Raw genomic sequence first — 24,768 nt, forward strand, 5'->3', positions numbered from 1 at the left:
AGGACAAAAGGCCGGACGAGCAATCGTCCGGCCTTTTTCATGTCTGCCGCGGCCATGCCGCCCGATGTCAGATCGCCGGATTGTGTGGCTGGAACAGCCGGCCGCGCTCGGCGATCAGCACGAAGACCAGGCCGATGATCGACAGGGCGAAGAAGCCGGAGACCAGCGGCACGGCGGTGCCGTTGAAGGACTGGCCGATGATGCCGCCGATGACGGCGCCGCCGGCGGTGCCCATGAAGCCGAGCACGGAGGAGGCGGTGCCGGCCACGTGGCCGAGCGGCTCCATGGCGAGCGAGTTGAAATTGGAGCCGATCCAGCCGAACTGGAACATCGACACCGCAAACAGCACGATGAAGGCCGCGAAGGGCAGTTGGTGGTCCTGTGCGGCGAGCGTCAGCGCGAGCCAGAGGCCGTTGACCGTGAGAAAGCCCAGCAGCGCCCCGTGGGACAGCCGGCGCATGCCGAAGCGGCCGACGAGGCGGGCGTTGACGAAGGACGACAGGGCCATGAAGGCGGCGACGCCGGCAAAGGCCACGGGAAACCAGACGCCGAGCCCGTAGACGCCGACATAGATCTGCTGGGCGGAATTGATGAAGCCGAACAACGCACCGAAGATGAAGGTGCTCGCCAGTGTGTAACAGAGAGCCACCCGGTTGGTCAGGACGATCTTGAACCCTTCCAGGATCGATGCAGGCGTGAATGGGCGGACGTCTTCCGGCGCCAGCGTTTCCGGCAGCCGCAGGTGCATCCAGGTGCCGACCGCGGCCGCGACGATACCCATGAAGATGAAGATCAGGTGCCAGTCGCCGAACAGCATGACGACCTGACCGATGCCGGGCGCCAGCACGGGAATGACCATGAAGACCATCATGATCAGCGACATGATCTCGGCCATGGCGCGGCCGCCATAGATGTCGCGCACGATCGAGATCGTGATCACGCGCATGGCCGCCGAGCCGATGCCCTGGACGAAACGCAGCGCCAGAAGGGCGGCGAAGGAGGGCACGACGACAGCCGCGAGCGCGGAGACGATGTAGATGCCGAGGCCGACGAACATCGGTATGCGGCGGCCGAAGCGGTCGGAAACCGGCCCGTAGAGGAGCTGGGCACAGGCGAAGCCGATCAGATAGGCCGAGATGACGTACTGGCGGTGGTTCTCGTTGACGACGCCGAGGCTCGCGCCGATCTCCTGCAGGCCGGGCAGCATGATGTCGATGGCGAGCGCGTTCAGCGCCATCAGCATCGCCATGAGGCCGATGAACTCACCTTTGCCCATGCCGTTGAGGCGCCGGGACGCCTCGGTCGAAATAGCAGTCATGATGAAATTCCAAAAAATGAGAGAAGGCGCCGTGGGTAGCGGCGCCTTGTAACGGTTTGATGATGTAATGCGGCAGGGGAGTCAGGCAGCGCCCTTGACCGAAATTCCCTGTGCCTGCAGATGCGACTGCAACTCGCCGGACTGGAACATCTCGCGGACGATATCGCAACCGCCGACGAACTCGCCCTTGACGTAGAGCTGCGGAATGGTCGGCCAGCTGGAATAGTCCTTGATACCCTGGCGCAGGTCGGCATCCGCCAGCACGTTGATGCCCTTGTAGTCGACGCCGACATAGTCGAGAATCTGTACGACCTGGCCGGAGAACCCACACTGCGGGAACTGCGGGGTGCCCTTCATGAAGAGCACGACGTCGTTGTTCTTGACCTCGTTGTCGATGAAATCGTTGATACCACTCATAGTCCGGTTCCTTTCCCGTCCGGGTTCAAGGTCCGGACTGCGTTGCCCCTAGATAGCATGCACAGGGCGATTTTCCATCACCCTGTGCTGAATTGTTCCATCAATTGTGCTGATGGCCGGCTTCCGGGGCAAAAGCACGTCGCGATCTTTCAGATTCGCTCCGGCGCTTTTTAGCCTTTGATCTTACGCATGTCGTCGTCGCAGAACCGCTGCCCACTTTTGCGCGACATGCGTTAACCAGTGCGGCGCTGCCTGCTGCGGGAAGCGGCGGTCCGGCGGCGGCTGGTCTGCTTGCGGGCGGGCTTCTTCTTCAGCGCCGCCTCGATGATGTCTGCGATGAGACCGCCGGATTTGGCTTTCGTCGTGCGCCGCCGCGTGCGCCGGGTGGTCTTCTTCACGCCGGACTTCTTCAGCACTTCCTTCAGCGCGCTGTTGACGACACCGGAGACGAAATCCTCGACAAGGCTGGCCATCGAGGACGTCTCACTCCGGCGCTGACGTCTGCAGGGCGAGCGCATGCAGGATGCCGCCCATGTTGCCCTTCAGCGCGTTGTAGACCATCTGGTGCTGCTGGACGCGGGTCTTGCCGCGGAAGGCCTCGGCGACGACCTCTGCGGCATAATGATCCCCATCGCCTGCCAGATCGCGGATCGTGACCTTGGCTCCGGGAATGCCGGCCTTGATCATGTCTTCGATTTCACCTGGTGCCATGGGCATATTGCGTGCTCCCTTTCTTGTTCTTTCGACTTCTATTCGGCGGCGGCTGCGGCGTTCGAGCTACCGTCCATGAAGTCAGGGAACCACGATTCATGGGTGTCGCGCAATTGTTCAATCGATACCCGCAGCAGATCGTCGATGACGAGGTCGGTGCCGCCGACCGTGCCGAGCCGCCGGAACGGCACGCCGGCCCCTTCCGCATTGGCGCAGAGGAAGTTCGCCATGTCGGCCGGCATGGCGACGACGTATCGGGCCTGGTCCTCGCCGAAAAGCTGCGCGTGAACAGGCGCATTGCTTTCCTTCAGGCTGATCTGCATGCCCTTGCCCGAAGCCATCGCCATCTCGGCAAGTGCGACCGCCAGGCCGCCGGAGGAGATGTCGTGGCAGGCGGAGAACTGGCCGTTGCGGATCGCCGAGCGGACGAAGTCGCCGTTGCGGCGTTCGACCACGAGATCGACTTCCGGCGCCGGGCCATCGACGATGCCGAGCACGTCGCGCAGATAGACCGACTGGCCGAGATGGCTGCCATCGGTGCCGATCAGCACGATCTGGTCGCCTTCGCCGGCGCCGCCGATCCGGGCCATGGCCGACCAGTCGGGCAGGAGGCCGACACCTGCGATCGTCGGTGTCGGCAGGATCGCGACACCGTTGGTCTCGTTATAGAGCGAGACGTTGCCGGAGACGATCGGGAAATCGAGCGCGCGGCAGGCCTCGCCGATGCCCTGGATGGCCTTGACGAACTGGCCCATCGTGTCCGGCTTCTCCGGATTGCCGAAATTGAGGTTGTCGGTGGCCGCCAGCGGCTCGGCGCCGGTCGCGGTGATGTTGCGCCAGCATTCGGCGACCGCCTGCTTGCCGCCCTCGAACGGATCGGCCTCGACATAGCGCGGGGTGACGTCGGAGGAGAAGGCCAGCGCCTTGGTCGGATGGCCCTCGACGCGGACGACGCCGGCGTCGCCGCCGGGGATCTGCAGCGAATTGCCCTGGATCAGCGTGTCGTATTGTTCGTAGACCCAGCGGCGGCTCGACTGGTTCGGCGAACCGACGAGCTTCAGCAGCGCCAGGCTGTAGTCATTGGGCTCGGCGACGAGCGAAGCGGGCAGGGGCGCCGGCGTGCCGGGTTCGCGCCAGGGGCGGTCGTATTCGGGGGCTTCGTCGCCCAGTTCCTTGATCGGCAGGTTTGCGACTTCCTCGCCCTGGTGCAGGATGCGGAAGCGCAGGTCGTCGGTGGTGTAGCCGACGATCGCAAAGTCGAGGCCCCACTTGACGAAGATCGCCTTGGCTTCCTCTTCCTTCTCCGGCTTCAGCACCATGAGCATGCGCTCCTGGCTTTCCGACAGCATCATCTCGTAGGCGGTCATGCGGTCCTCGCGGACCGGCACCAAGTCGAGGTTGAGTTCGATGCCGAGGTCGCCCTTGGCGCCCATCTCGACGGCGGAGCAGGTCAGGCCGGCCGCACCCATGTCCTGGATGGCGATGACCGCGCCGGTCTGCATCAATTCCAGGCAGGCTTCCAGCAGGCACTTCTCGGTGAAGGGATCGCCGACCTGCACCGTCGGGCGCTTCTCCTCGATGGATTCGTCGAACTCGGCAGAGGCCATCGTGGCGCCGCCGACGCCGTCGCGGCCGGTCTTGGCGCCGAGATAGACGACCGGGAGGCCGACGCCCTTGGCCTCGGAAAGGAAGATGCCGTCGCTCTTGGCAAGGCCGGCGGCGAAGGCGTTGACGAGGATGTTGCCGTTATAGCGGGGGTCGAACTCGACCTCGCCGCCGACGGTCGGCACGCCGAAGGAATTGCCGTAACCGCCGACGCCGGCAACGACGCCGGAGACGAGGTGGCGGGTCTTGGGATGATCGGGCGCGCCGAAGCGCAGCGCGTTCATGGCGGCAATCGGACGCGCGCCCATGGTGAAGACGTCGCGCAGGATGCCGCCGACGCCGGTCGCAGCCCCCTGATAGGGCTCGATGTAGGAGGGGTGGTTGTGGCTCTCCATCTTGAAGACCACGACGTCGCCATCATCGATGTCGACCACGCCGGCATTCTCGCCCGGACCCTGGATGACGCGCGGGCCCTTGGTCGGCAGCGTGCGCAGCCACTTCTTGGACGACTTGTAGGAGCAGTGCTCGTTCCACATGGCCGAGAAGATGCCGAGTTCGGTGAACGTCGGTTCACGGCCGATCAGCGACAGGATGCGCTCATATTCATCCGGCTTCAGCCCGTGGGCGGCAATGAGCTCCGGGGTGATCGGGCGGCTGTTGGAGATGGTCATCGTCTCTCGTCTTGTCCGTGAGGTGAGGGCTTTGCGGTCTCTTTAGCGCAAGCGGCAGCACGGCGCGACAGGAAAATGCCCGCTTCAACAAGGTGACGGGACCGGAGGGGTCAGAGAATCTCGTCCAGCCTTTCGACCGGGCGGCAGAGACGGGCGCCCTTGCCCGAGATCACGATCGGCCGCTCGATCAGGATCGGATTGGCCAGCATGGCGTCCATGATCTCGCGATCGGAACGATGCGGGTCGAGCAGGCCGAGTTCGCGTGCCAGCGGCTCCTTCGTCCGCAGGATGTCGCGCGGTTCGGCTTCCATCGCCACCAGGATGCCGAGCAGTTCCTCCCGCGTCGGCGGATGCTTCAGATATTCGACGATCTCCGGCTCATGGCCGGCGTCGCGGATCCGCGCCAGGACGTTGCGGGAGGTCGAGCAGCGGGGATTGTGGAGGATCTGTATGGTCATGGTGGCGGTCAACGGGATCGCGTCGGGAAGGCTCCCGGCACCGGCGATCATTTTGAGAGGGTCGGTGGGCGGAACTGGATGCGAGGGCGGCGGATCAGCTGCAGCCGGTGCCGCCGGCCGCCCAGCGTTTGACGTCAGTGGCGACGCGGCCGGACACCGGCTCGTCCATCAGCGGGCCGAAGGCGCTGAGCTTTGCCGGATGACCTTCCGCCTGCACGACGAGGAGCGGGCGGGATTCGGGCGAGCGGCGCGGGACGATGAGGATGCGCGGCTTGCCGGAGAAGGAGTTCAGTTCCGGCGCCAGGCGATAGGTCTTGAAGGCGGCGTCGTTCGACTTGAACCAGCAGGAATTGGCGCCGAGCGCGATCCGCTCCATTGTCGGCAGGGCGGCCGTGCTCGCCGCCGGTGTGGGCGGAGCCGACTGACAGGCGACGACGAGGATGGAGACGGCCATGACAGCAGCCGCATTGAGAGCCGTGGAAAAGGCAAAGGGGCGCATGAAGGGACTTTCAGACGGGACGGCGCCCTTGATGGAGGCTTGCGGTCAGGCGGCGATGACGTCGAGGGCGGAGGCGAACAGGCCGCGGCCGTCGGAACCGCCATGCGCGGCCTCGATCAGGTTTTCCGGGTGCGGCATCATGCCGAGAACGTTGCCCTTCTCGTTGATCACGCCGGCGATGTCGTTCATCGAGCCGTTCGGATTGGTGCCCTCGGCATAACGGAACACGACCTGGCCGTTGCCCTCGATCTTCGCCATCGTGTCGGCGTCGGCGAAATAGTTGCCGTCGTGGTGGGCGACCGGGCAGCGAAGGATCTGGCCCTTGGCGTAGGCGCTGGTGAAGGCCGTTTCCGCGTTTGCGACTTCCAGCCTGATCTCCCGGCAGACGAATTTCAGCGAGGCATTGCGCATCAGCGCGCCGGGCAGCATGCCGGCCTCGAGCAGGATCTGGAAGCCGTTGCAGACGCCGAGAACCTTCACGCCGGCATCGGCCTTCGCCTTGATCGCCTGCATCACCGGCATGCGGGCGGCGATCGCGCCGCAGCGCAGGTAGTCGCCGTAGGAGAAGCCGCCGGGGATGACGATCAGGTCGACGCCGGCCGGGATCTCCGTCTCCGTCTGCCAGACGGTCACGGGTGGCTTGCCGCCGATCTTGGTGAGCGCCGCGATCATGTCGCGGTCACGGTTCAGGCCTGGAAGCTGGACGACGGCTGACTTCATGGGTGTGGCTCAAACTTTGCCTGGGCCTCGGCGAGTTCGCGCAATTCGAGGCGGTTGTCGATACGGTCTAGGCGCTGGTCGATGCGATCCACGCGCAAGTAAATCTGATGCACGTCTTGCTGAGTGGCCACCAGGCTTCCACGCAAAGCAATCATCTCGCTCCGCAAATCAGACAAGCCCGAATCCAGCCTGTCCATCCGCACGTGCATCTGCTTCATCAGTTCGTAGATCAACTCGTTCTTGATCTCGGCCATCGCACGCTCCTTCAACCATCAGGCGAGGGCGATAGTATAATTCTCGATTACCGTGTTGGCCAGAAGCTTCTCGCACATGTCCTTCAGCTCGGCCTCGGCCTTCGCCTTGTCCGCGGTCTGCAGTTCCAGGTCGAAGACCTTGCCCTGGCGGACGTGGCCGACGCCGTCGAAGCCGAGGCTGCCGAGGGCGCCTTCGATCGCTTTGCCCTGCGGGTCGAGGACGCCGTTCTTCAGCGTGACCGTTACGCGTGCCTTGATCATGTGTTCCTCTTCAAACGCGTCCATGTGCGGCCCTGCCGGGCCGGCGGGAGATCCCGCCAAAACTACTTGACCAGAACGGGACCCGTGCCGCGGATCGGCTCGTTTTCGTTGATGATGCCGAGGCGCCTTGCCACTTCCTGGTAGGCTTCCAGCAGTCCGCCCATGTCGCGGCGGAAGCGGTCCTTGTCCATCTTCTCCTGGGTGTTGACGTCCCAGAGGCGGCAGCTGTCCGGCGAGATCTCGTCGGCGATGATGATGCGCATCATGTCACCCTCGTAGAGGCGCCCGCATTCGATCTTGAAATCGACGAGCTGGATGCCGACGCCGAGGAAGAGACCGGAGAGGAAGTCGTTGACGCGAATGGCGAGCGCCATGATGTCGTCGAGTTCCTGGGGGCTGGCCCAGCCGAAGGCGGTGATGTGCTCCTCGGAGACCAGCGGGTCCTCGAGGTTGTCGGCCTTGAAGTAGAACTCGATGATCGAGCGCGGCAGCATGGTGCCTTCCTCGATGCCGAGGCGCTTGGACAGCGAACCGGCGGCGACGTTGCGCACCACCACCTCGAGCGGGATGATCTCGACTTCCTTGATCAGTTGCTCGCGCATGTTCAGGCGGCGGATGAAATGGGTCGGGATGCCCATCTTGTTCAGATGGGTGAACAGGTATTCGGAGATGCGGTTGTTCAGCACGCCCTTGCCGTCGATGACGTCATGCTTCTTCTTGTTGAAGGCGGTGGCGTCGTCCTTGAAGAACTGGATCAGCGTGCCCGGCTCAGGACCCTCGTAGAGAATCTTGGCCTTGCCCTCGTAAATACGGCGGCGACGGTTCATGGATTTTTCTCTGTAGTTGGCGCTCTTGGGTAGCGCAGTATCAATTCTTTCCGGCGTCCATAAACGAATTGTACCGGTTTCACAATCGGCCAGTCGTCCGATCCCCTTATTTCCGGGCCTTGGCATTCCGCAAGCCATGCCGCAAACTTCACGTTGCACTTTCGACACGCTTTTGATTTATGGGTCGGCAGTCCCTCGGGGAACAGATTCAAATATACGGGAGTCGAGACATGACCGCCATGCAGGATCGCGAAAAGGCCTTCGAAGCCAAGTTCGCCAAGGACGAAGAGCTTCGCTTCAAGGCGGAGGCGCGGCGCAACAAGCTGCTGGGGCTCTGGGCCGGCGAACTGCTCGGCAAGAGCGACCTCGAAGCCTATGCGAAGGAGGTCGTGGCGGCCGATTTCGAGGAAGCGGGCCATGAGGACGTGGTGCGCAAGGTCAAGGCGGATTTCGACGCCGCCGGCGTCGCCAAAAGCGAAGACGATATCCGCCGCCAGATGATCGAGCTTCTCGGCGTTGCGATCGAGCAGGTCCAGAACAACTGAGATCCTGTCCTGCGGTCGCCCATGTCGGCGATCGATGGAAGCCAATAAAGAGAAAGGCGCGGTCCCGACCGCGCCTTTCTTCGTATCGAGACGGGCTCAGGCCTGTCCGAACACCCGCCTGAAGATCGTGTCCACGTGCTTGGTGTGGTAGCCCAGATCGAACTTCTCGCGGATCTGCTCTTCCGAGAGGGCCGCGCGCACTTCCTTGTCGGCGAGCAGTTCTTCCAGGAAGTCCTTGCCTTCTTCCCAGACCTTCATGGCGTTTCGCTGCACGAGGCGGTAGCTGTCCTCGCGGGAAACGCCTGCCTGCGTCAGCGCCAGCAGCACGCGCTGCGAATGCACCAGCCCGCGGAACTTGTTGAGGTTCTTCTCCATGTTCTCAGGGTAGACGACGAGCTTCTCGACGACGCCGGCAAGCCGGTTCAGTGCGAAGTCGAGGGTCACCGTCGTATCGGGGCCGATGGCGCGCTCGACGCTGGAATGGCTGATGTCGCGCTCGTGCCAGAGGGCGACGTTCTCCATGGCCGGGACGACCGACATGCGCACGAGGCGGGCGAGGCCCGTGAGGTTTTCCGTCAGCACCGGGTTACGCTTGTGCGGCATGGCGGAGGAACCCTTCTGGCCGGGGGAGAAGAACTCCTCTGCCTCCAGCACCTCGGTGCGCTGCATGTGGCGGATCTCGATCGCGACGTTTTCGATCGACGATGCGATGACGCCGAGCGTGGCGAAGAACATGGCGTGGCGGTCGCGCGGGATGACCTGCGTGGAGACCGGCTCGGGTGCGAGGCCGAGGGCGGCGCAGACGTGCTCTTCTACCTGCGGGTCGATGTTGGCGAAGGTGCCGACGGCGCCCGAGATCGCGCCGGTGGCGATTTCCGCGCGCGCTGCGACGAGGCGGGCGCGGTTGCGGTCCATCTCGGCGTAGAAGCGGGCGAGCGTGAGGCCCATCGTCGTCGGCTCGGCATGGATGCCGTGGCTGCGGCCGATGCGGACGGTGTCCTTGTGCTCGAAGGCGCGGGTCTTCAGCGCGGCCAGCACGCGGTCGAGGCCGGCGAGCAGGATGTCGGATGCGCGGACGAGCTGGATGTTGAACGTCGTGTCGAGCACGTCCGACGAGGTCATGCCCTGGTGGACGAAGCGGGCGTCGGGGCCGACGATCTCGGCGAGATGCGTCAGAAACGCGATGACGTCGTGCTTGGTGACCGCCTCGATCTCGTCGATGCGGGCAACGTCGAAGACGGCCTTGCCGCCCTTGTCCCAGATCGTCTTCGCGGCCTCCTTCGGGATGACTCCGAGTTCGGCCAGCGCGTCGCAGGCGTGCGCCTCGATCTCGAACCAGATGCGGAACTTGGTTTCGGGCGACCAGATGGCGACCATGTCCGGGCGGGAATAGCGGGGGATCATCGGCTTCGATCTTTCTTTCAAGGGGGCGTTGGCGCCCCTCTATCAAGAAAGGCCCCAAAGCTCAACGCATGGCTTTCGCGAGCCACAGGCTGACGGCTGCAAGCACGGGCAGCCCGACCGGGAGGTAAAGCCCGAGACCCAGTACGGCGAACTGGTAGACTGCCGAGGCAAACGTGCCGAAGACCTGGCGCAGGCCGGTCTTCGTCAGCAGCGGCTGGTGCCACTGCGAATAGAACAGCCGGTAGTCCATGGCGAAGAGAAAAGCCGTCATCGCGACCGTGCCTGTGGCCAAAAGGACAAGGCAGGCGGCGAAGCGGGTTTCGATGCCGGCGTTGCGGGCGACGAGACGGGCGGCGAAGACGACGAACGGCCAGGCGAGTATCCCGCCGGCAAGGTAGAGCACCAGCAACTGGGCGAGATGGTCGGTCTCGAGCCGGTTGCGAAAATAGAGGGATATGACAGCCGAGGCAGCCATCAGCGTGCCCCAGACGAGGGAGCCGGCTCCGAGTGCCACGGGCGACGGAAGCAGCGGCACCGAATGCGCCGCACCCCGGGGCTGCAGGCGCCGGCGTCCGGCCATCGTCAAGGTTTCAGCGGTACGGCGAGCCATCGCCCGTCGAGGCCCTCGAAGCCGAAACGGAGGACCATGACGAGCGCCATGTGGATCGGCTGCTGAGGTGCGTCGTAGGTGACGACGCCGGCGATGCGGTAGCCGGTCGGGCAACCACGGCTCTGCGGCGTCCGCTCTTCGGAATGGACGATCTCGTCGGCGGGCTGGCCGGACTTTTCCGTGAATGCAAGCGTGAAGCCGACGCCCTTTTCGACCAGCCCCTCGCAGGATGCGGGCACCGGTGCAGGCGTTTCGGTCAGCCGCAGCGTGTAGGGCTGGCCGACCCTTGGTTCGGCCGGAAAGGCATAGTAGCGTAGGGTATCGGCGGCCGGGCCGACTTCGCTATAGGGATTGAGCGCGACAAGCTGGCCCGGATTCTCGTTGAGGCTGTAGTGGGCGATCGCCGGGCTTGCCTTGGCCGCCGCCTCGGCGCGCACCCTGCGCAGGCTGGAATCGTTTTCCGGGGCCTGCACGCGAATGGGCGAGCCGGGGAGGTACTCGTCCTTGGTCGTGTCGATGAAAAAGATGTTGGCATAGGCGGAGCCCGAGCCGTCCTGGATGCCGAACTCCTCGAAGGCGAAGATCTTGCCGTCGCGGGAAAAGCCGATCGGACGCACCTGCGCGAAATCGCCGGCCGAAGCCGCGAACGGCGCAAGCCATGCGCCGATCATCATCGCAGTGGCGATTTTGCCGGATGTCGTCAATCGCGTGCCCCTTCCGCGTTCGCCCGCAGAGTTTCAATCGTTTTGCGATAGGCGTCAACATGGCCGCCACCGAAGATGGCGGATCCGGCGACGAAAACGTTGGCGCCGGCAGAGGCCGGGAGGGCGATCGTGTCGAGCGCGATGCCGCCGTCGACCTGCAGTTCGATCGGCCGATCGCCGATCATCCGGCGCACGCGCCTGATCTTCTCTTCCATCGCCGGAATGAACTTCTGGCCGCCGAAACCGGGATTGACCGTCATGACAAGGATCAGGTCGAGCTTGTCGAGCAGATATTCCAGCACCGCTTCCGGGGTCGCCGGATTGATCGAGACGCCGGCCTTCTTGCCGAGCGCCTTGATCGCCTGGATGGAGCGGTCGAGATGCGGACCGGCCTCGGCATGGACGGTGATGCCGTCGCAGCCGGCCTTGGCGAAGGCCTCGAGATAGGGATCGGCGGGTGCGATCATCAGATGGCAGTCGAAGAAGGCCTCGGTATGCGGGCGCAGCGCCTTGATGACGTCGGGGCCGAAGGAGATGTTGGGCACGAAATGCCCGTCCATGATGTCGAGATGGACCCAGTCGGCGCCGGCGGCGACGACGTCGCGCACCTCCTGGCCGAGCTTGGCATAGTCGGCGGCGAGAATGGAGGGGGCGATCCGGATGGGGCGGGTCATGTCGGGCTCCGAGGCATGTTGTTCTGCCGTGCCCATAGCATTGCCGACGGTATCGGACAACGACGGATCGCGCGGGGGGGCAGGGGCGGCGGCAGGCATCCTGGGCCGGCCGGTCAGCGCGGCCGTCCGTCGCTTCCGTCGCGCCAGCAGGCCACGAGGTCGCCCGTCTCGGGCGTGGCGTCGTGGACGCCGCGGGCAATGGCGCGGGCCATCGTCGAGGCGGCTGCGGCGCACAGTTCGATGAAGCCTTCCAGTGCCACCGTCCGGCCGCTCGTCCCGGTCGCGATCGCAAAGACCAGGTCGCCGTCGAGTGCGGTGTGCGACGGCCATAGCGCCCGGCTGAAGCCGTCATGCGCGGATATGGCGAGCCGCTTGGCCTCCGCCTTGGTCAGGACGGCGTCCGTGGCGATCACGGCGATCGTCGTGTTGGTCGGCGCATCCGTCGCGGCCCCGAGCTTGGTCCGCGGTTGCCGCGCCTCGGCGGGGATCGTCTGCGGCAGGCCGAGCCCGCCGAACTCGGAGCCTTCCTCGAAGGCTGCGGCCCAGAAATGGCGGGAGGAGCCGATGGTCGACGAGCCCAGCGCATTGGCGGCGACCAGCGCACCGACGGTGACGCCGCTTCCGAGCACCGTCGAGGCGGAGCCGAGGCCGCCCTTGAAGGTCGCCGTCGTCGCGCCGGCGCCGGCGCCGACGGTGCCGGTGGCGAAATCGGCGGCGGCCGTGAGCGTCGCGGCGTGGCCGAGTTCCCGGTAGGGTGGATAGCGTCCCCAGTCCTTGTCGCCGCCATTGGCGAGGTCGAAGAGGATCGCTGCCGGGACGATCGGGACGAGGTGGGGACCGACAGCGAAGCCGCGCCCCGTTTCGCGCAGGGCCGCCTGCACGCCCGAGGCGGCGTCCAGCCCGTAGGCAGAGCCGCCAGAGAGGCAGATCGCATCGATGGTCTGGACGGTGTTGTGGGCCTCCAGAAGATCCGTCTCCCGCGTGCCGGGCGCGCCGCCCAGCACCTGGACGGCGGCCGTTGCCGGCTTGTCGCACAAGACGACGGTGACGCCGGATTTCAGCCGCTGATCGGCGGCGTTGCCGACCAGGAGACCGCCGACGTCGGTGATGAGGTTGCGCGCTCCGGGCTTCATCTCATTCGCCTTCCGCCGTGCCGGCGACCGGATGGAAGCGGCCGTCGCGCCACTCCATTTGCCGATAGGGGTTGTCGCGCAGTTCGTGGTCGTCTCCGAAACCGATCGGGCCGAGGACGGTGGGGAAGGTCTGTTGCCGCAGCAGAGCCTCCAGCGGCTGGTTTGCGGTACCGGCGGCGGCCGCAGCGCGGCTGAGGACGGTGACGGCGGCATGGGCGGGGAAGACGTAGCCTTCGGCAACGACACCCGCCTCCTTCATCGCCGCCGTCAGGGCGATGCCTTCCGGTGTCACCCCGTCGGTCGGCAGGACGATCGCCTGTGCCCCATTGGCGAGCTTGATCTGGCTGTCGGCGGCCATCAGCATCTCTCCGCCCATGAAGGTCAGCGGCAGGCGTTCGGCCCTGGCGTCGCGCAGGATGATGGCCATGTCGCCGCGGTCGCCGCCGACGAAGACGTGCGTCGCGCCGGCCCGCGCCAGCCGCCGGACCAGCCCGATCTGCTGCTCCTGTGCCGGACGGTAGGTATCGACGAACACCGGCTTCATCCCGCGTTCCTCGAGCTTGAGGCGGACCGCCTCGACGAGTTCCCGGGCGTGGATCGTGCCGTCGTCGATGAGCGCGAAGGGCTCCGTCGCCCATTGCGCCGCGATCACGTCGACCGCCTTCTGCGCCTCCATGCCCGGCGCCGGCGCGAGCCGGAAGAGCGGCCATTTCCGCTTCAGCGCGTCCTCCATCAGCACGCCTGACCGCGCGGAAAGGGTGAGCACGGGGATGCCGGCTTCGGCAAGCGCGGGAAGGGCGGCTTGCAGGTCCTCGGTGCACAGAAAGCCGATCGCGGCCTGAGCCTGTGCCGAGAGGATCGCGGGCGCGACCGCGCTGTCGCCCTGCTCGCCGCAGGTCTCGCCGATCTCGACGATCTCGGCGCCGCTGGCCCGGGCCGCCGCGTGCGCGCCGGCGCGGATCTGGTCGCCCAGGATCGCGAGCGGGCCGGAAGCGGGGGCGACGACCGCGATCTTCGGCCCGGCGGCCACGGCGGGGCCGGCGAGCGCAATCAGCGGGAGGATGCCGAGAAGAATGCGGCGGAGCATGAATTCACCAGTGTCGTTTCGCTGCATGTTTGCACGACCGGATCGCCTCCGGTCAAATTTCGCATTGAAGGCTCGTCAGGACCCATTACATTCGTCCATTCCGTCCGGCTCCGTGGCTGACCCCATGGCGCCGTCGCCATTCCCGGGTTCTAAGATTGGAAAACGCCATTGCGGCGCTTACATTTTTCTTCATTGTTTCCATCTATCTCCCTTTTACAACAAGGGAGATCTTTGTGTTGGACCGATTGATGCTGGACCCGCCGCTCTATCGCGACGCCATGAGCCGGTATGCCGGGCACGTCCAGATCGTCACGACGGCATTCGAGGGCGAAAGGCGCGGGGTGACGATCACCGCGGCCTGTTCGGTTTCCGACAATCCGGCCATGGTGCTGGCCTGCCTGAACGTTTCCAATCCGCGCAACGAGATCTTCCGCAGGAGCGGGCATTTTGCGCTGAATGCGCTCGCCGCGGACCAGGCGGAACTCGCCAACGTCTTTTCCGGCCGCGATCCCTCCATCCCCGGCGACCGTTTCACCGAGGGACAATGGAGCGAACTCGTCACCGGCGCGCCGGTCCTGGAGGGCGCGCTGGCATCGTTCGATTGCCGGCTGATCGAGGTCAAGGTGATGTCGACGCACATGATCCTGTTCGGCGAGGTGCTCGGGGTGGTCTACGGCGCGCAGAAACCGGCCCTCATCTATATGGACCGGGGCTATCGCTCGCTGTAACCTCGCCCGAAAGCGGAGGAAGCATGACGGCCTACAGGAAGGGATCGGTCCCCCGGTCGATCGAAGAGACTGCGGAGATGCTGGCGGCGGAGAACTACCTGGCCGGCCGCGCGCTTGCGACCGTCCTGTTTTTGTCCCTGAAGATGAAGAGGCCGCTGTTTCTCGAAGGCGAGGCCGGCGTCGGCAAGACCGAGGTGGCCAAGGTGCTGGCGAAGGCGCTGGACCGGCCGCTGATCCGCCTGCAGTGCTACGAGGGGCTGGACGTCTCCTCGGCGGTCTACGAATGGAACTATCCCGCCCAGATGCTGGAGATCCGGCTGGCGGAGGCGGCCGGCACGACCGATCGCGATCGCATCGAATCCGACATCTTCTCCGACCGCTACCTGATCCGCAGGCCGGTGCTGCAGGCGCTGTCTTCGCCAGACGGGCGGGCGCCGGTCTTTCTGATCGATGAACTCGACCGGACCGACGAGGCCTTCGAGGCGTTCCTGCTCGAGGTGTTGTCGGATTTCCAGGTGACGGTGCCCGAACTCGGCACGATCCGCGCGGCCGAGCCGCCCATCGTCATCATCACCACGAACCGGACCCGCGAGGTGCACGATGCGCTGAAGCGCCGGTGCCTCTATCACTGGGTCGACTATCCGCTGGCTGCGCAGGAGCTGGAGATCATCCGGCGGAAGGCGCCGGGGTGCAATGCGGCGCTGTCGCGCGAGATCGTCGCCTATGTCCAGAAACTCAGGACGCTGGACCTGTTTAAGAATCCCGGCGTGGCCGAGACGATCGACTGGGCGACGGCCCTGACCGAGCTCGACCGCACCGCCCTCGACCCGGAGACGATCGCCGACACGCTCGGGACGCTTCTGAAATACCAGGACGACATCGCCCGGATCGAAGGCAGCGAGGGCCGCAAGCTCCTCGACGAGGTGAGGTCCGAACTGCGCGCGGCGGGCTGACCATGGCAATCACGGGGACCATGACCGGGGCCGGCCCGGACGGGATCGTCGCAGGGGGGCCACCTGGGGACGGGCGGCTCGCCGACAATATCGTCCATTTCGCCCGCGCACTGCGCAAGGCCGGCCTGCGGATCGGCCCGGCCGCCGTCGCCGACGCGATCGAGGCGGTTCAGGCGATCGGCATCGGCGACCGCGAGGAGTTCCATACCGCGCTCCACTGCACGCTGGTCACCCGTCACGAGGACCGGGCGATCTTCGACGAGGCGTTCCGGCTGTTCTGGCGGTCGCGCGACCTCGTCCAGAAGATGATCGCGATGATGTCGCCGGTGGTGCGCCGGGAGGTCGAGAAGGAGCGCAAGAAGGCGGGGGAGCGGCGGATCGCCGACGCGCTGTTCGCCGCGCCTGAGGACCGGCGGCCGCAGCGCGAGGAACCGGACGTGGAGATCGACGCCCGCTTCACCGCCTCGATCAGCGAGGTGCTGCGCCGGATGGACTTCGCGCAGATGAGCGCCGCCGAACTGCGCCGGGCGAAGCGCGCGATAGCCGGGCTGAGCCTGCCGATGGATGCGGTCAGGACGCGCCGCTTCCGGCCGAGCACGGGCCGCTCGAAGGTGGATCCGCGCGCGACGATGCGGAAGGCGATGCGCACCGGCGGCGCGCTGATCCTGCCACGCTACCGCGAGGCCCGGATGGTGCATCCGCCGCTCGTGGTGCTCGCCGACATTTCCGGCTCGATGAGCCAGTACACGCGTATCTTCCTGCATTTCCTGCATGCGCTGACCGACCGCAGGCGGCGCGTGCATACCTTCCTGTTCGGAACGCGGCTGACCAACGTCACCCGGCAGATGCGCCATCGCGACCCGGACGAGGCCGTGGAAGAGTGCGCGCGGGCCGTGGAGGACTGGTCCGGCGGGACGCGGATCGGCGAGACGCTGAAGGCGTTCAACAGGCTCTGGTCCCGACGCGTGCTCGGGCAGGGCGCCGTCGTGCTCCTGATCACCGACGGGCTGGAGCGAGAGGACATCGCGACGCTCGAGGCGGAGATCGACCGGCTGCACCGCTCCTGCCGGCGACTCGTCTGGCTGAACCCGCTCCTGCGCTTCGAAGGCTTCGAGGCGCGGGCGCGGGGCGTGCTCGCCATGCTGCCGCATGTTGACGAACTGCGTGCCGTGCACAATCTAGAAGCCATCGAGGATCTTGTCACGGCGCTTTCCGGCGAAGGCGGCGGACAGGCGGATCCCCGGCGGTTTCTCGCCGCACAAAGCTGAAGGAGGTTGCCATGGATGAAGCGACTGATACCCTCGATCCGCTGGCCGTGGCGGAGCGCTGGATGGATGACGGCCGCACCGTCGCGGTCGCCACCGTGGTCGAGACCTGGGGCTCGGCGCCGCGACCGGTCGGCAGCCACCTCGTCATCGATGCGGACGGCAATTTCCACGGATCGGTATCGGGCGGCTGCGTCGAGGGCGCGGTCATCACCGAGGCGCAGGACGTGATCGACAGCGGCGAACCGCGGATGCTCGAGTTCGGCGTCGCCGACGAGACGGCGTGGCGGGTCGGGCTTTCCTGCGGCGGCCGCATCCGCGTCTACCTGGAGCGGCTCGGCTGATGGATCCGCATTGTCTTCGCAAGCTCAATGCCGAGCGCCGCGCCCGCCGCGCCGTGGTTTCCCTGACGGATCTCGGCGACGGACGCGACCGGATCGTGCGCGAGGCGGACGCCGTGGTCGGGCCGCTGGGCGAGGCGATCGCGGCCGCGTTCCGCTCCGGCCGGTCGGGCGTGGTCGAGGTCGAGGGCCGCAGCTATTTCCTCAACGTCCACCTGCCGCTGCCGCGCATCGTCGTGGTCGGCGCGGTCCATATCAGCCAGGCGCTGGCAGCGATGGCGAAGGTGGCCGGATTCGATCTGTCGATCGTCGATCCGCGAACCGCCTTTGCCACCGAGGAGCGCTTTGCCGGCGTCGATCTTGTCGCCGACTGGCCGGAGGACGTCCTGAAGCGGCGGCCGCTCGATGCCTATACGGCGCTGGTGGCGGTGACGCACGACCCGAAGATCGACGATTTCCCGATCCGTACGGCGCTTGAGGCGGGCTGCTTCTATGTCGGCGCGCTCGGCAGCCGGAAGACGCATGCCAGGCGCGTGGAGCGGCTGCTCGGGGAAGGCATGGACGCGGCTGCGATCGAACGCATCCGCGCACCCATCGGTCTCGATATCGGCGCGGCAAGCCCGGCGGAGATCGCCGTCGCCATCCTCGCGGAAGTGATCGAGGCTTTCCGCCGGCGGGAACTCAATCGGGGGGCGTCATGATCTTCGGCGAGATGCCCGCCGGGGCGGCGGCCGGAACGATCCTGGCGCACGGCGTGCGCGGCGAAGGCGTGTCCTTCTCCAAGGGATACAGGCTCACCGAGGCGGACTGCCGGCTGCTGCTGGCCGTGGGCGTCGAGCATGTCTTCGCCGTGCGCCTGGAGCCCGGCGACCTCGACGAGAATGCCGCCGCAGCCCGGCTGGCTGCGGCGATCGGCCCGGATCACCTGACCTTCACAACGCCGGCGACCGGCCGCGTCAACATTCATGCCGCCGTCGACGGGCTGTTGATCGCCGACCGGGTCGCGATCGACAGTTTCAACCGCGTCGACCCCGCGATCACGATCGCGACCTTGCCCGATCACGCGACCGTGCGCCCGGGCGACATGGTGGCGACGATCAAGATCATTCCGCTGGCGGTGGCCGGGGACGCGGTCGAGCGGGCGACGGCGGCGCTCGCCGGTGCCGGCGCGCTCCTCGTCAAGCCGTTTGCGGCGCGCCGGGTCGGCCTGATCGCCACCGTGCTCCCGTCGCTGAAGCCGAGCGTGATGGACAAGACACGGCTGCTTCTGGAACACAGGCTGGCGCCTTCGGGAAGCAGGCTCGGCGGCGAGACGCGGGTGGCGCACGAGACGGCTGCCCTTGCAGATGCGCTCGGACCGGCATCGCGCGACAACGACCTCGTGATCGTCTTCGGAGCGTCGGCCGTTTCCGACGCGGACGACGTGATCCCGGCCGCGATCCGGCTGGCCGGTGGCCGCGTCGAGCAGGTGGGGATGCCCGTCGATCCCGGCAACCTGCTCGTCCTCGGCCATATCGGCGAAACGCCGGTGATCGGCGCGCCGGGCTGTGCGCGCAGTCCCAAGGAGAACGGTTTCGACTGGGTGCTCGCCCGCATCCTGGCCGGCGAGACGCCGGGACGGGCGGAACTGACGGGCATGGGCGTCGGCGGGCTGCTGGCCGAGATTCCGACCCGGCCGCGGCCGCGCGAGGTCAAGGGCGAGCGCCGGGGCGGCAGTGACGCCGCGCGGAACGTCGCGGTCGTCGTGCTGGCCGCCGGGCAGGCGCGGCGAATGGGCGCCGGCGGGCGGCACAAGCTGCTCGCCGAGTTCGATGCCATACCGCTGGTGCGCCGGTCGGTTGTGGCTGCCATCGAGGCATCGCCGTCGCGGGTGGTGCTCGTCACCGGGCACCGGGCCTGGGAGATCGAGGCGGCCGTCGCCGGCCTGCCGGCGGCAATTGTCCGCAATCCGCTCTACAGGGAGGGCATGTCCACGTCGCTGAACGCCGGCCTCGATGCGGCGGGGGCCGATTGCGACGGCGTGCTGGTCCATCTCGCCGACATGCCGGGCGTGACCGCGGCGGACCTGGCAAGGCTGATCGAGGCCTTTGCCGGCGCCGGCGGCAATGCGATCGTGCGGGCCGTCTCCGCCGGCAAGCGCGGTAATCCGGTGATCCTTCCGCGCGCGACTTTTTCGGCCGTTCGGGCGCTTTCCGGCGACGTCGGCGCGCGCCAGATCATCGAGACGTCCGGCCTCGACATCATCGACGTTGAGATCGGCCCGGCCGCGCATCTGGACGTGGACACGCCGGAGGCGATCGCCGAGGCCGGCGGCGTCCTGAAGGGATAGCGATGGACAACGATGCGATCGAGGAGATGTTCCAGTCGCTGGGACCGGTGACCATCAAGCGCATGTTCGGCGGCAAGGGGATCTATGCCGGCGACCTGATCGTCGCGCTCGAGGTGGATGGAGAGGTGCTGCTCAAGGCCGACGAGGTGACGATCCCCGAATTCGAACTCTCCGGCTGCCGGCAATGGGTCTATGAGGGCAAGAAGACCGGCGCGCCGCTGCGCATGCCCTACTGGAGCATTCCCGACGACGCCTTCGACGATCCGGACCTGATGGCTTGCTGGGTCCGGCTTGCGTTCGAGGCGGCCGTTCGCGCCGGTGTGAAGAAGTGAGGCGCAGCGAATCCTACCGCGCGCGGAGTGCGGCGGCGGCAGCGGCGGTAAAGCGCGACAGGGGCTGGGGCAGGTCGTTCAGGGCGAACCAGCCGAATTCCGGCAGCTTGTCCGGCTCCATCACCTGCGGCTCGCCGGAAAAGTCCTCGGTGACATAGATCAGCGACAGCCAGTGCTGGTTGTCCGCCGCGATGATCTGTTCCGACAGGCAAAGAAAATCGAGACGGCCGAAGGAGAGGCCGGTCTCTTCCTCGGCCTCGCGGCGGGCCGCGTCGCGCGAATGCTCCATGTGGTCGACCTTGCCGCCGACGATGTTCCAGTGGCCGGCTTCCGGCGCGCGCGTGCGGCGATAGAGCAGCAGCCGACCGTTTCGGACCACGGCGAGGCCGCAGCCGACGCCGGGAACTTCGGAGCCTGGAACGGGCACGGGAAGCGGATCAGGCCTTGCCGGCGATCAGCATGAAGGCCGGGATGTCGTCGCCGAAGCCGACCGGCGTCGGGCCGTCGTCCTCGTCGCGGCGATAGCGGCTGCGGCGGTCGCGGTTGTCGTCGTTGGCAGGACGCTGGTTGCGTACCGGCTGGCTCGGCCTCGTGTCGTTGTGGCGGTCGGCTTTCACGGTATCGCTCCCTTTGTCCGCTGCGATGGCATCCTTGCCATTGTCGTCGCGGCGGTTGTCGCTTTTATGACTGTTTCCACGCTCGCGATCACGATCCCGTTCGCGACCACGGCCGCCCTTGCGGGGCTTCTCGCGTTCGTCGGTTTCGGTCAGGACGGGAAGAGCGGAAAGATCGCCGTCCAGCCAGTCGACCTTCTTGTCGATCAGCTTTTCGATGGCGTCGGAGAACTTGGTGTCGCGCTTGGTGACGAGCGTGAAGGCGGCACCCGAGCGGCCGGCGCGGCCGGTGCGGCCGATGCGGTGGACATAGTCCTCCGCGTGGATCGGCACGTCGAAATTGAAGACGTGGCTGACGTCCGGGATGTCGAGGCCGCGGGCCGCGACGTCGGAGGCGACGAGCAGCTTGATGTTGCCGTCCTTGAAGTTCGCCAGCATGGTCATGCGCGAACGCTGGTCCATGTCGCCGTGCAGCGCGCCAACGGAGAAGCCGTGCCGGTCGAGCGAGCGGAAGAGATCGGCGACGTCCTTCTTGCGGTTGCAGAAGATGATCGCGTTCTTGAGGTCTTCCTGGGCGCGGATCAGATCGCGCAGCTTGGAACGCTTCTCGTAGTCCTTGGCGTGGGCAGCGACGAAGCGCTGGCTTACGGTCGCGGCGGTCGACGCGGGGCGGGCCACCTCGATGCGCTCGGGGTTCTGCAGGAAGCGGTCGGCCAGCTTCTGGATTTCCGGCGGCATGGTCGCGGAGAAGAACAGGGTCTGGCGGGTGAAGGGAATGAGCTTGGCGATGCGTTCGATGTCGGGGATGAAGCCCATGTCGAGCATGCGGTCGGCTTCGTCGATCACCAGCACTTCGACGCCGGTCATCAGGAGCTTGCCGCGCTCGCAATGGTCGAGCAGGCGGCCGGGGGTGGCGATCAGCACATCGGCGCCGCGCTCCAGCTTGCGATCCTGCTCGTCGAAGGAGACGCCGCCGATCAGGAGCGCGACGTTGAGCTTGTGATTCTTGCCGTACTTGTCAAAGTTCTCGGCGACCTGGGCCGCCAGCTCACGGGTCGGCTCGAGGATCAGCGTGCGCGGCATGCGCGCCCGGGCCCGGCCCTTTTCCAGGATCGTCAGCATCGGCAGCACGAAGGACGCCGTCTTGCCGGTGCCGGTCTGCGCGATCCCCAAGATATCCCGGCGCTGCAGCGCGGGCGGGATCGCTCCGGCCTGTATCGGAGTGGGAATCGTGTAGCCCGCGTCGGTGACTGCGGAAAGTACCTTTTGGCTCAGGCCAAGATCTGAAAAAGTGGTCAAAGGGAAATCTGTTTCCGTTCCGGTTCTTGCGAACGCTTGGTGTTTCAGCTGAAGGGATGCCCGCTGGATGCAGCGCACATAGTCCGAAAGCGCCGGAAAGTCAAGGAAACGGGCGATTCTTGCGGATCGGCAGGTGAAGCGAAGGTTAAGCCTGCCCGCCGGCTCGCGCCCGACCCCTCAATTCATATAGGTGGAAAGCTTGGTGCCGGCCGACAGAAAGCGGGCGGGATCGCTGGCACGACCGTTACGGCGGACCTCGTAATGCAGGTGCGGACCGGTCGAGCGGCCGGTGGAACCGGAGAGCCCGATCGTCTCGCCCGCGTCCACCGTGTCGCCGGCCTTGACCAGCACCCGCGACAGATGGGCGTAGCGGGTCGAAAGGCCGCTGCCGTGGTCGATTTCGACGAGATTGCCGTAGCCGCCGGTGCGGCCCGCGGTGACGACCGTGCCCGAGCCGGTCGCCTCGACGGCGCTGCCGACGGGCAGCCGGAAGTCGATGCCCGCATGCAGGGCCAGGCGGCCGAGGAAGGGATCGGTGCGATTGCCGAAGCGGCTCGATACCTGGCTGCCGGGCGAGGGGTTGGCGAAGGGCAGGCGGCGCACCGTTCCGCGCATCAGTTCCAGCCGGTTGAGGGCGGTGTCGAGCTGTCCGAGCGAGGTCTCGAAGCCGTCGCCGGTTTCCGGCTCGACGAAGGGACCGCCGATCGCGTCGCCGGCCGCTTCCGTGCCGCCTTCGGTCGGCACGGCGATGTCGTTACGGGCGAGGATCCGTTCGATCGCATCGGCCGTCTCGGCGGCGCCCGCCGTCAGGGATGTGATCCGGGAGAGCTGCTGGCGCTCGATGTCCTTCAGCGACAGCGTCACCTTCGAAAACATCCGGTCGGTGCGGTCGGCAACCGACTCGCCTGGAGCGGCATAGGCCAGGGCTGCTGCGGATGCCTGTCGCGGCGCGGCTGCGGCCGTGCTCCTGCCGAGCAGCCGATCGATCGCCTTCAGGCCGGGGGGGGCGGCCTCGGCGCGGCGGCCATAGGCCGGTTCGGCCGGCTGCAGGTCTGGCTCGACCGTGCCTGAAAGGCCGGCGTCGCCGGCGCGGTTCAGCAGCGTGTCGAGCTTGCCGTTGCGTTCGGTCAGTGCCAGTTGCTGCTGGAAGAGTTTTTCGACCTTCTCCTCGACCACCTGCTGGTCGAGAAGCTGCCGGCTCGTCACCCGGTCGACTTGGGCGCGGAGCGCCGAGATGCGGTCCTCGTAGTCGTGCTGCATGCGGGCCTGCCGGGCCATCGTGGCGCCGATCAGGCCGTCGCGCAGCACGAGATAGGAGGTGGCGGCGAGGTATCCGACGGTGAACATGCCGGCAAAGCAGAAGGCGACAGCCAGCATCCAGGGGCGGACGGTCATGTGGCGGATGCGGTCGCCGGAGGCGAGGATGATGATATGCTGCGGCTCTTTCCTGCCGAAGACCCGATTTTCAGGACGATCCGCCACCACAACCCCCGACAACCAATGCACTGCCCCTTGGTTGTCGGGAATTACACACGGTTAAGGTTAACAAAGCTTTGCGGGGGCGGGCGGATCGTTAACTCTGGCTGACGGAAACGAGGCTGCGATAGAAGGACGGCGTCAGCCCGGCCTCGGCGCGGGCGACATCGTTGAAGGGCGCCTTGAGCGATCCGCGGAAGTTGACGCGCACGAGCTGCTGGAAGGTCGCCGCGGGGTCCTTCCTCTCGCGGGCGCAGAGGAAGCGGAACCACTTCGCGCCGACGGCGACATGGCCCTTCTCGTCGTTGTAGATGACGTCGAGGATATCGGCGCTGTCGATGTCGCCGGTCTCGCGCATCTTCTCCTGCAGCACGGGCGTCACGTCCAGTCCGCGCGCCTCAAGGATCAGGGGGACGACGGCGAGGCGGGCGGTCAGGTCGTTGCGGGTGCTGTGGGCGGCCTGCCAGAGGCCGTCATGGGCCGGGAGGTCGCCGTAGTCGGCGCCGAGCGCGCGCAGTCTGTCGCGGATCAGGCGGAAGTGCTTGGCCTCCTCGAAGGCCACCTGCATCCAGCCGTCGAAGAAAGAATGGGGCACGCCTCTGGTGGTGAAGCGCGCGACGATGTCGAGCGCGAGGTCGATGGCGTTGAGCTCGATATGGGCCAGCGCGTGCAGGAGCGCGATGCGGCCCTTGAGCGTATGCAGCGAGCGCTTCTTCATGTTCTTCGGCGGCACCAGTTCCGGTCGATCCGGACGGCCGGGGCGATCGGGAAGCGGTGGATCGAGCGGAGAGCGGACGGAGAGCGTGCGCGCGAACCAGCGCCGCGCCGTTTCCTGCGTCATTTCCGTCTTTGCGTCGAGATCGGCGGAGCGGATTGCCAGCGTGGCGCCGCCGCGCAGGCTTTGGATCGATGGAAGCGATGCCGTTTCAGAAGTGTATGGCATTTTCCTAAAGTTCTTTCGCGCGCGCTAGCACGGCTTCCGCGTGACCCGCCACCTTCACCTTCGGCCAGATCTCGGCGATCTTTCCGTCCTTGTCGATCAGGAACGTGGTGCGCTCCACGCCCATGTAGGTGCGGCCGTACATGCTTTTCTGCTTCCAGACGCCATAGGCCTCGAGCACGTGATGGTCCTCGTCCGACAGGAGCCTCACCTTCAGGTCGTGCTTGGCCTTGAAGCGGTCGTGCTTGCGGACCGGATCCGGCGAGATGCCCAGCACCGCCACCCCCGCGGCGCCGAAATCGCCGATCAGCGCGGAGAAGGCGATGTTTTCCACAGTGCAGCCCTCGGTGTCGTCCTTGGGATAGAAGAAGAGAACCACCGGCTTTCCGCGCAGTCCGGCCAGCGATACCTCGCCGCCGCCGTCGGCGGGAAGGGAGAAATCCGGCGCGGGCGCGCCCGGAGACAATTCCGCCATGGTATTTCCTTTCTTTGGACAGGTTTTTGGGTCATGCGGAGCCGATCCCCGGTATATAGTGCCTGCAGGAATCGTCCAGTCGCATTCGGCCGGCGGGGCATCTGGCTGGCGAGGCGAC

The 24,768-nt window shown here is 66.3% G+C and carries 30 protein-coding genes; 8 read left to right on the forward strand and 22 right to left on the reverse strand.

Annotated elements, in window-relative coordinates; genetic code table 11:
* Positions 1 to 67: 67 nt before the first annotated feature.
* The 11 genes from OCK02_RS14500 to purC form a co-directional block, all read right to left on the reverse strand.
* A complete protein-coding gene (locus OCK02_RS14500) occupies positions 68 to 1,276 on the reverse strand; it encodes a multidrug effflux MFS transporter (RefSeq protein ID WP_263813859.1) in 1,209 nt (402 codons plus the stop codon).
* Between the two features lie 123 nt (positions 1,277 to 1,399).
* A complete protein-coding gene (gene grxD / locus OCK02_RS14505; protein WP_230805303.1) occupies positions 1,400 to 1,735 on the reverse strand; it encodes a Grx4 family monothiol glutaredoxin in 336 nt (111 codons plus the stop codon).
* A 233-nt stretch (positions 1,736 to 1,968) separates the two neighbouring features.
* Positions 1,969 to 2,208, reverse strand: coding sequence for a hypothetical protein (locus OCK02_RS14510; protein WP_263813681.1), 240 nt, complete (start codon positions 2,206 to 2,208; stop codon positions 1,969 to 1,971).
* Positions 2,209 to 2,218: 10 nt separating this feature from the next.
* A complete protein-coding gene (locus OCK02_RS14515) occupies positions 2,219 to 2,452 on the reverse strand; it encodes a BolA/IbaG family iron-sulfur metabolism protein (RefSeq protein WP_112599856.1) in 234 nt (77 codons plus the stop codon).
* A 32-nt stretch (positions 2,453 to 2,484) separates the two neighbouring features.
* Positions 2,485 to 4,722: a phosphoribosylformylglycinamidine synthase subunit PurL gene (gene purL / locus OCK02_RS14520; protein ID WP_263813682.1), complete on the reverse strand. Its 2,238-nt coding sequence runs from the start codon at positions 4,720 to 4,722 to the stop codon at positions 2,485 to 2,487.
* Between the two features lie 110 nt (positions 4,723 to 4,832).
* On the reverse strand, positions 4,833 to 5,180 hold the full coding sequence (gene arsC / locus OCK02_RS14525; protein WP_263813683.1) for an arsenate reductase (glutaredoxin): 348 nt from the start codon (positions 5,178 to 5,180) through the stop codon (positions 4,833 to 4,835).
* Positions 5,181 to 5,274: 94 nt separating this feature from the next.
* A complete protein-coding gene (locus tag OCK02_RS14530; protein WP_412178841.1) occupies positions 5,275 to 5,634 on the reverse strand; it encodes a hypothetical protein in 360 nt (119 codons plus the stop codon).
* 90 nt (positions 5,635 to 5,724) lie between these two features.
* Positions 5,725 to 6,399 (reverse strand): phosphoribosylformylglycinamidine synthase subunit PurQ, encoded by a 675-nt coding sequence (gene purQ / locus OCK02_RS14535; protein WP_263813685.1) that lies wholly within the window; start codon positions 6,397 to 6,399, stop codon positions 5,725 to 5,727.
* Positions 6,396 to 6,653, reverse strand: coding sequence for a hypothetical protein (locus OCK02_RS14540; protein ID WP_263813686.1), 258 nt, complete (start codon positions 6,651 to 6,653; stop codon positions 6,396 to 6,398). The genes purQ and OCK02_RS14540 overlap by 4 nt, the downstream gene beginning before the upstream one ends.
* Before the next feature lie 18 nt (positions 6,654 to 6,671).
* Complete coding sequence (purS, locus tag OCK02_RS14545) at positions 6,672 to 6,914, reverse strand: phosphoribosylformylglycinamidine synthase subunit PurS (RefSeq protein WP_097140943.1); 243 nt, start codon at positions 6,912 to 6,914, stop codon at positions 6,672 to 6,674.
* A gap of 62 nt (positions 6,915 to 6,976) precedes the next feature.
* Positions 6,977 to 7,741 (reverse strand): phosphoribosylaminoimidazolesuccinocarboxamide synthase, encoded by a 765-nt coding sequence (gene purC / locus OCK02_RS14550; protein ID WP_263813687.1) that lies wholly within the window; start codon positions 7,739 to 7,741, stop codon positions 6,977 to 6,979.
* Between the two features lie 230 nt (positions 7,742 to 7,971).
* Here purC and OCK02_RS14555 point away from each other — a divergent pair, with 230 nt between their 5' ends.
* Positions 7,972 to 8,286: a DUF1476 domain-containing protein gene (locus OCK02_RS14555; protein ID WP_263813688.1), complete on the forward strand. Its 315-nt coding sequence runs from the start codon at positions 7,972 to 7,974 to the stop codon at positions 8,284 to 8,286.
* A gap of 96 nt (positions 8,287 to 8,382) precedes the next feature.
* Here OCK02_RS14555 and purB read toward each other — a convergent pair whose 3' ends face one another.
* From purB to OCK02_RS14585, 6 genes are all read right to left on the reverse strand, one after another.
* Complete coding sequence (gene purB, locus OCK02_RS14560; protein WP_263813689.1) at positions 8,383 to 9,690, reverse strand: adenylosuccinate lyase; 1,308 nt, start codon at positions 9,688 to 9,690, stop codon at positions 8,383 to 8,385.
* Positions 9,691 to 9,751: 61 nt separating this feature from the next.
* A complete protein-coding gene (locus OCK02_RS14565) occupies positions 9,752 to 10,270 on the reverse strand; it encodes a hypothetical protein (RefSeq protein ID WP_263813690.1) in 519 nt (172 codons plus the stop codon).
* Positions 10,271 to 10,272: 2 nt separating this feature from the next.
* Complete coding sequence (locus OCK02_RS14570; protein WP_263813691.1) at positions 10,273 to 11,004, reverse strand: DUF2259 domain-containing protein; 732 nt, start codon at positions 11,002 to 11,004, stop codon at positions 10,273 to 10,275.
* Positions 11,001 to 11,678, reverse strand: coding sequence for a ribulose-phosphate 3-epimerase (gene rpe, locus OCK02_RS14575; RefSeq protein ID WP_263813692.1), 678 nt, complete (start codon positions 11,676 to 11,678; stop codon positions 11,001 to 11,003). The genes OCK02_RS14570 and rpe overlap by 4 nt, the downstream gene beginning before the upstream one ends.
* A gap of 113 nt (positions 11,679 to 11,791) precedes the next feature.
* Entirely contained in the window at positions 11,792 to 12,811 is a 1,020-nt protein-coding gene (locus OCK02_RS14580) for a P1 family peptidase (RefSeq protein WP_263813693.1), read from the reverse strand.
* A gap of 1 nt (position 12,812) precedes the next feature.
* Entirely contained in the window at positions 12,813 to 13,898 is a 1,086-nt protein-coding gene (locus OCK02_RS14585) for an ABC transporter substrate-binding protein (RefSeq protein ID WP_263813694.1), read from the reverse strand.
* Positions 13,899 to 14,131: 233 nt separating this feature from the next.
* Here OCK02_RS14585 and OCK02_RS14590 point away from each other — a divergent pair, with 233 nt between their 5' ends.
* The 7 genes from OCK02_RS14590 to OCK02_RS14620 are packed head-to-tail and all read left to right on the forward strand — an operon-like array spanning position 14,132 to position 19,846.
* The gene (locus OCK02_RS14590; RefSeq protein ID WP_412178836.1) at positions 14,132 to 14,626 is read left to right on the forward strand and encodes a flavin reductase; all 495 of its coding nucleotides are present in this window, start codon (positions 14,132 to 14,134) and stop codon (positions 14,624 to 14,626) included.
* Positions 14,627 to 14,649: 23 nt separating this feature from the next.
* A complete protein-coding gene (locus OCK02_RS14595) occupies positions 14,650 to 15,579 on the forward strand; it encodes an AAA family ATPase (protein ID WP_263813695.1) in 930 nt (309 codons plus the stop codon).
* 20 nt (positions 15,580 to 15,599) lie between these two features.
* The gene (locus OCK02_RS14600; protein ID WP_263813861.1) at positions 15,600 to 16,847 is read left to right on the forward strand and encodes a vWA domain-containing protein; all 1,248 of its coding nucleotides are present in this window, start codon (positions 15,600 to 15,602) and stop codon (positions 16,845 to 16,847) included.
* A gap of 11 nt (positions 16,848 to 16,858) precedes the next feature.
* Entirely contained in the window at positions 16,859 to 17,188 is a 330-nt protein-coding gene (locus tag OCK02_RS14605) for an XdhC family protein (protein WP_263813696.1), read from the forward strand.
* On the forward strand, positions 17,188 to 17,886 hold the full coding sequence (locus tag OCK02_RS14610; RefSeq protein ID WP_263813697.1) for an XdhC family protein: 699 nt from the start codon (positions 17,188 to 17,190) through the stop codon (positions 17,884 to 17,886). Before OCK02_RS14605 ends, OCK02_RS14610 begins: the two co-directional genes overlap by 1 nt.
* On the forward strand, positions 17,883 to 19,514 hold the full coding sequence (locus tag OCK02_RS14615; protein WP_263813698.1) for a molybdopterin-binding/glycosyltransferase family 2 protein: 1,632 nt from the start codon (positions 17,883 to 17,885) through the stop codon (positions 19,512 to 19,514). The genes OCK02_RS14610 and OCK02_RS14615 overlap by 4 nt, the downstream gene beginning before the upstream one ends.
* 2 nt (positions 19,515 to 19,516) lie before the next feature.
* Positions 19,517 to 19,846 carry a TfoX/Sxy family protein gene (locus OCK02_RS14620; RefSeq protein WP_263813699.1) on the forward strand — a complete coding sequence of 110 codons (330 nt, stop codon included), beginning with the start codon at positions 19,517 to 19,519 and terminating at the stop codon, positions 19,844 to 19,846.
* A gap of 13 nt (positions 19,847 to 19,859) precedes the next feature.
* Here OCK02_RS14620 and OCK02_RS14625 read toward each other — a convergent pair whose 3' ends face one another.
* From OCK02_RS14625 to bcp, 5 genes are all read right to left on the reverse strand, one after another.
* Positions 19,860 to 20,273 (reverse strand): NUDIX domain-containing protein, encoded by a 414-nt coding sequence (locus OCK02_RS14625; protein WP_263813700.1) that lies wholly within the window; start codon positions 20,271 to 20,273, stop codon positions 19,860 to 19,862.
* A 10-nt stretch (positions 20,274 to 20,283) separates the two neighbouring features.
* The gene (locus OCK02_RS14630) at positions 20,284 to 21,759 is read right to left on the reverse strand and encodes a DEAD/DEAH box helicase (RefSeq protein WP_263813701.1); all 1,476 of its coding nucleotides are present in this window, start codon (positions 21,757 to 21,759) and stop codon (positions 20,284 to 20,286) included.
* 177 nt (positions 21,760 to 21,936) lie between these two features.
* Entirely contained in the window at positions 21,937 to 23,241 is a 1,305-nt protein-coding gene (locus tag OCK02_RS14635) for a M23 family metallopeptidase (protein ID WP_263813702.1), read from the reverse strand.
* A 91-nt stretch (positions 23,242 to 23,332) separates the two neighbouring features.
* On the reverse strand, positions 23,333 to 24,178 hold the full coding sequence (locus OCK02_RS14640) for a ferritin-like domain-containing protein (protein ID WP_263813703.1): 846 nt from the start codon (positions 24,176 to 24,178) through the stop codon (positions 23,333 to 23,335).
* Positions 24,179 to 24,182: 4 nt separating this feature from the next.
* Complete coding sequence (gene bcp, locus OCK02_RS14645) at positions 24,183 to 24,650, reverse strand: thioredoxin-dependent thiol peroxidase (RefSeq protein ID WP_263813704.1); 468 nt, start codon at positions 24,648 to 24,650, stop codon at positions 24,183 to 24,185.
* Positions 24,651 to 24,768 lie beyond the last annotated feature (118 nt).

Source organism: Rhizobium sp. TRM96647 (assembly GCF_025780115.1).
Lineage (GTDB): Bacteria > Pseudomonadota > Alphaproteobacteria > Rhizobiales > Rhizobiaceae > Mycoplana.

Bases quoted from the DNA above. Each gene is read 5' to 3' on its own strand.
- purS (WP_097140943.1), bottom strand. From the start codon at position 6,914: ATGATCAAGGCACGCGTAACGGTCACGCTGAAGAACGGCGTCCTCGAC.
- bcp (WP_263813704.1), bottom strand. From the start codon at position 24,650: ATGGCGGAATTGTCTCCGGGCGCGCCCGCGCCGGATTTCTCCCTTCCC.
- OCK02_RS14565 (WP_263813690.1), bottom strand. From the start codon at position 10,270: ATGGCCGGACGCCGGCGCCTGCAGCCCCGGGGTGCGGCGCATTCGGTG.
- OCK02_RS14585 (WP_263813694.1), bottom strand. From the start codon at position 13,898: ATGCTCCGCCGCATTCTTCTCGGCATCCTCCCGCTGATTGCGCTCGCC.
- OCK02_RS14530 (WP_412178841.1), bottom strand. From the start codon at position 5,634: ATGGCCGTCTCCATCCTCGTCGTCGCCTGTCAGTCGGCTCCGCCCACA.
- OCK02_RS14595 (WP_263813695.1), top strand. From the start codon at position 14,650: ATGACGGCCTACAGGAAGGGATCGGTCCCCCGGTCGATCGAAGAGACT.
- purB (WP_263813689.1), bottom strand. From the start codon at position 9,690: ATGATCCCCCGCTATTCCCGCCCGGACATGGTCGCCATCTGGTCGCCC.
- OCK02_RS14510 (WP_263813681.1), bottom strand. From the start codon at position 2,208: ATGGCCAGCCTTGTCGAGGATTTCGTCTCCGGTGTCGTCAACAGCGCG.
- purQ (WP_263813685.1), bottom strand. From the start codon at position 6,399: ATGAAGTCAGCCGTCGTCCAGCTTCCAGGCCTGAACCGTGACCGCGAC.
- OCK02_RS14580 (WP_263813693.1), bottom strand. From the start codon at position 12,811: ATGAAGCCCGGAGCGCGCAACCTCATCACCGACGTCGGCGGTCTCCTG.
- OCK02_RS14515 (WP_112599856.1), bottom strand. From the start codon at position 2,452: ATGCCCATGGCACCAGGTGAAATCGAAGACATGATCAAGGCCGGCATT.
- OCK02_RS14600 (WP_263813861.1), top strand. From the start codon at position 15,600: ATGACCGGGGCCGGCCCGGACGGGATCGTCGCAGGGGGGCCACCTGGG.
- OCK02_RS14500 (WP_263813859.1), bottom strand. From the start codon at position 1,276: ATGGGCAAAGGTGAGTTCATCGGCCTCATGGCGATGCTGATGGCGCTG.
- rpe (WP_263813692.1), bottom strand. From the start codon at position 11,678: ATGACCCGCCCCATCCGGATCGCCCCCTCCATTCTCGCCGCCGACTAT.
- OCK02_RS14540 (WP_263813686.1), bottom strand. From the start codon at position 6,653: ATGGCCGAGATCAAGAACGAGTTGATCTACGAACTGATGAAGCAGATG.
- purC (WP_263813687.1), bottom strand. From the start codon at position 7,741: ATGAACCGTCGCCGCCGTATTTACGAGGGCAAGGCCAAGATTCTCTAC.
- OCK02_RS14615 (WP_263813698.1), top strand. From the start codon at position 17,883: ATGATCTTCGGCGAGATGCCCGCCGGGGCGGCGGCCGGAACGATCCTG.
- grxD (WP_230805303.1), bottom strand. From the start codon at position 1,735: ATGAGTGGTATCAACGATTTCATCGACAACGAGGTCAAGAACAACGAC.
- OCK02_RS14620 (WP_263813699.1), top strand. From the start codon at position 19,517: ATGGACAACGATGCGATCGAGGAGATGTTCCAGTCGCTGGGACCGGTG.
- OCK02_RS14555 (WP_263813688.1), top strand. From the start codon at position 7,972: ATGACCGCCATGCAGGATCGCGAAAAGGCCTTCGAAGCCAAGTTCGCC.
- OCK02_RS14610 (WP_263813697.1), top strand. From the start codon at position 17,188: ATGGATCCGCATTGTCTTCGCAAGCTCAATGCCGAGCGCCGCGCCCGC.
- OCK02_RS14605 (WP_263813696.1), top strand. From the start codon at position 16,859: ATGGATGAAGCGACTGATACCCTCGATCCGCTGGCCGTGGCGGAGCGC.
- OCK02_RS14640 (WP_263813703.1), bottom strand. From the start codon at position 24,178: ATGCCATACACTTCTGAAACGGCATCGCTTCCATCGATCCAAAGCCTG.
- arsC (WP_263813683.1), bottom strand. From the start codon at position 5,180: ATGACCATACAGATCCTCCACAATCCCCGCTGCTCGACCTCCCGCAAC.
- purL (WP_263813682.1), bottom strand. From the start codon at position 4,722: ATGACCATCTCCAACAGCCGCCCGATCACCCCGGAGCTCATTGCCGCC.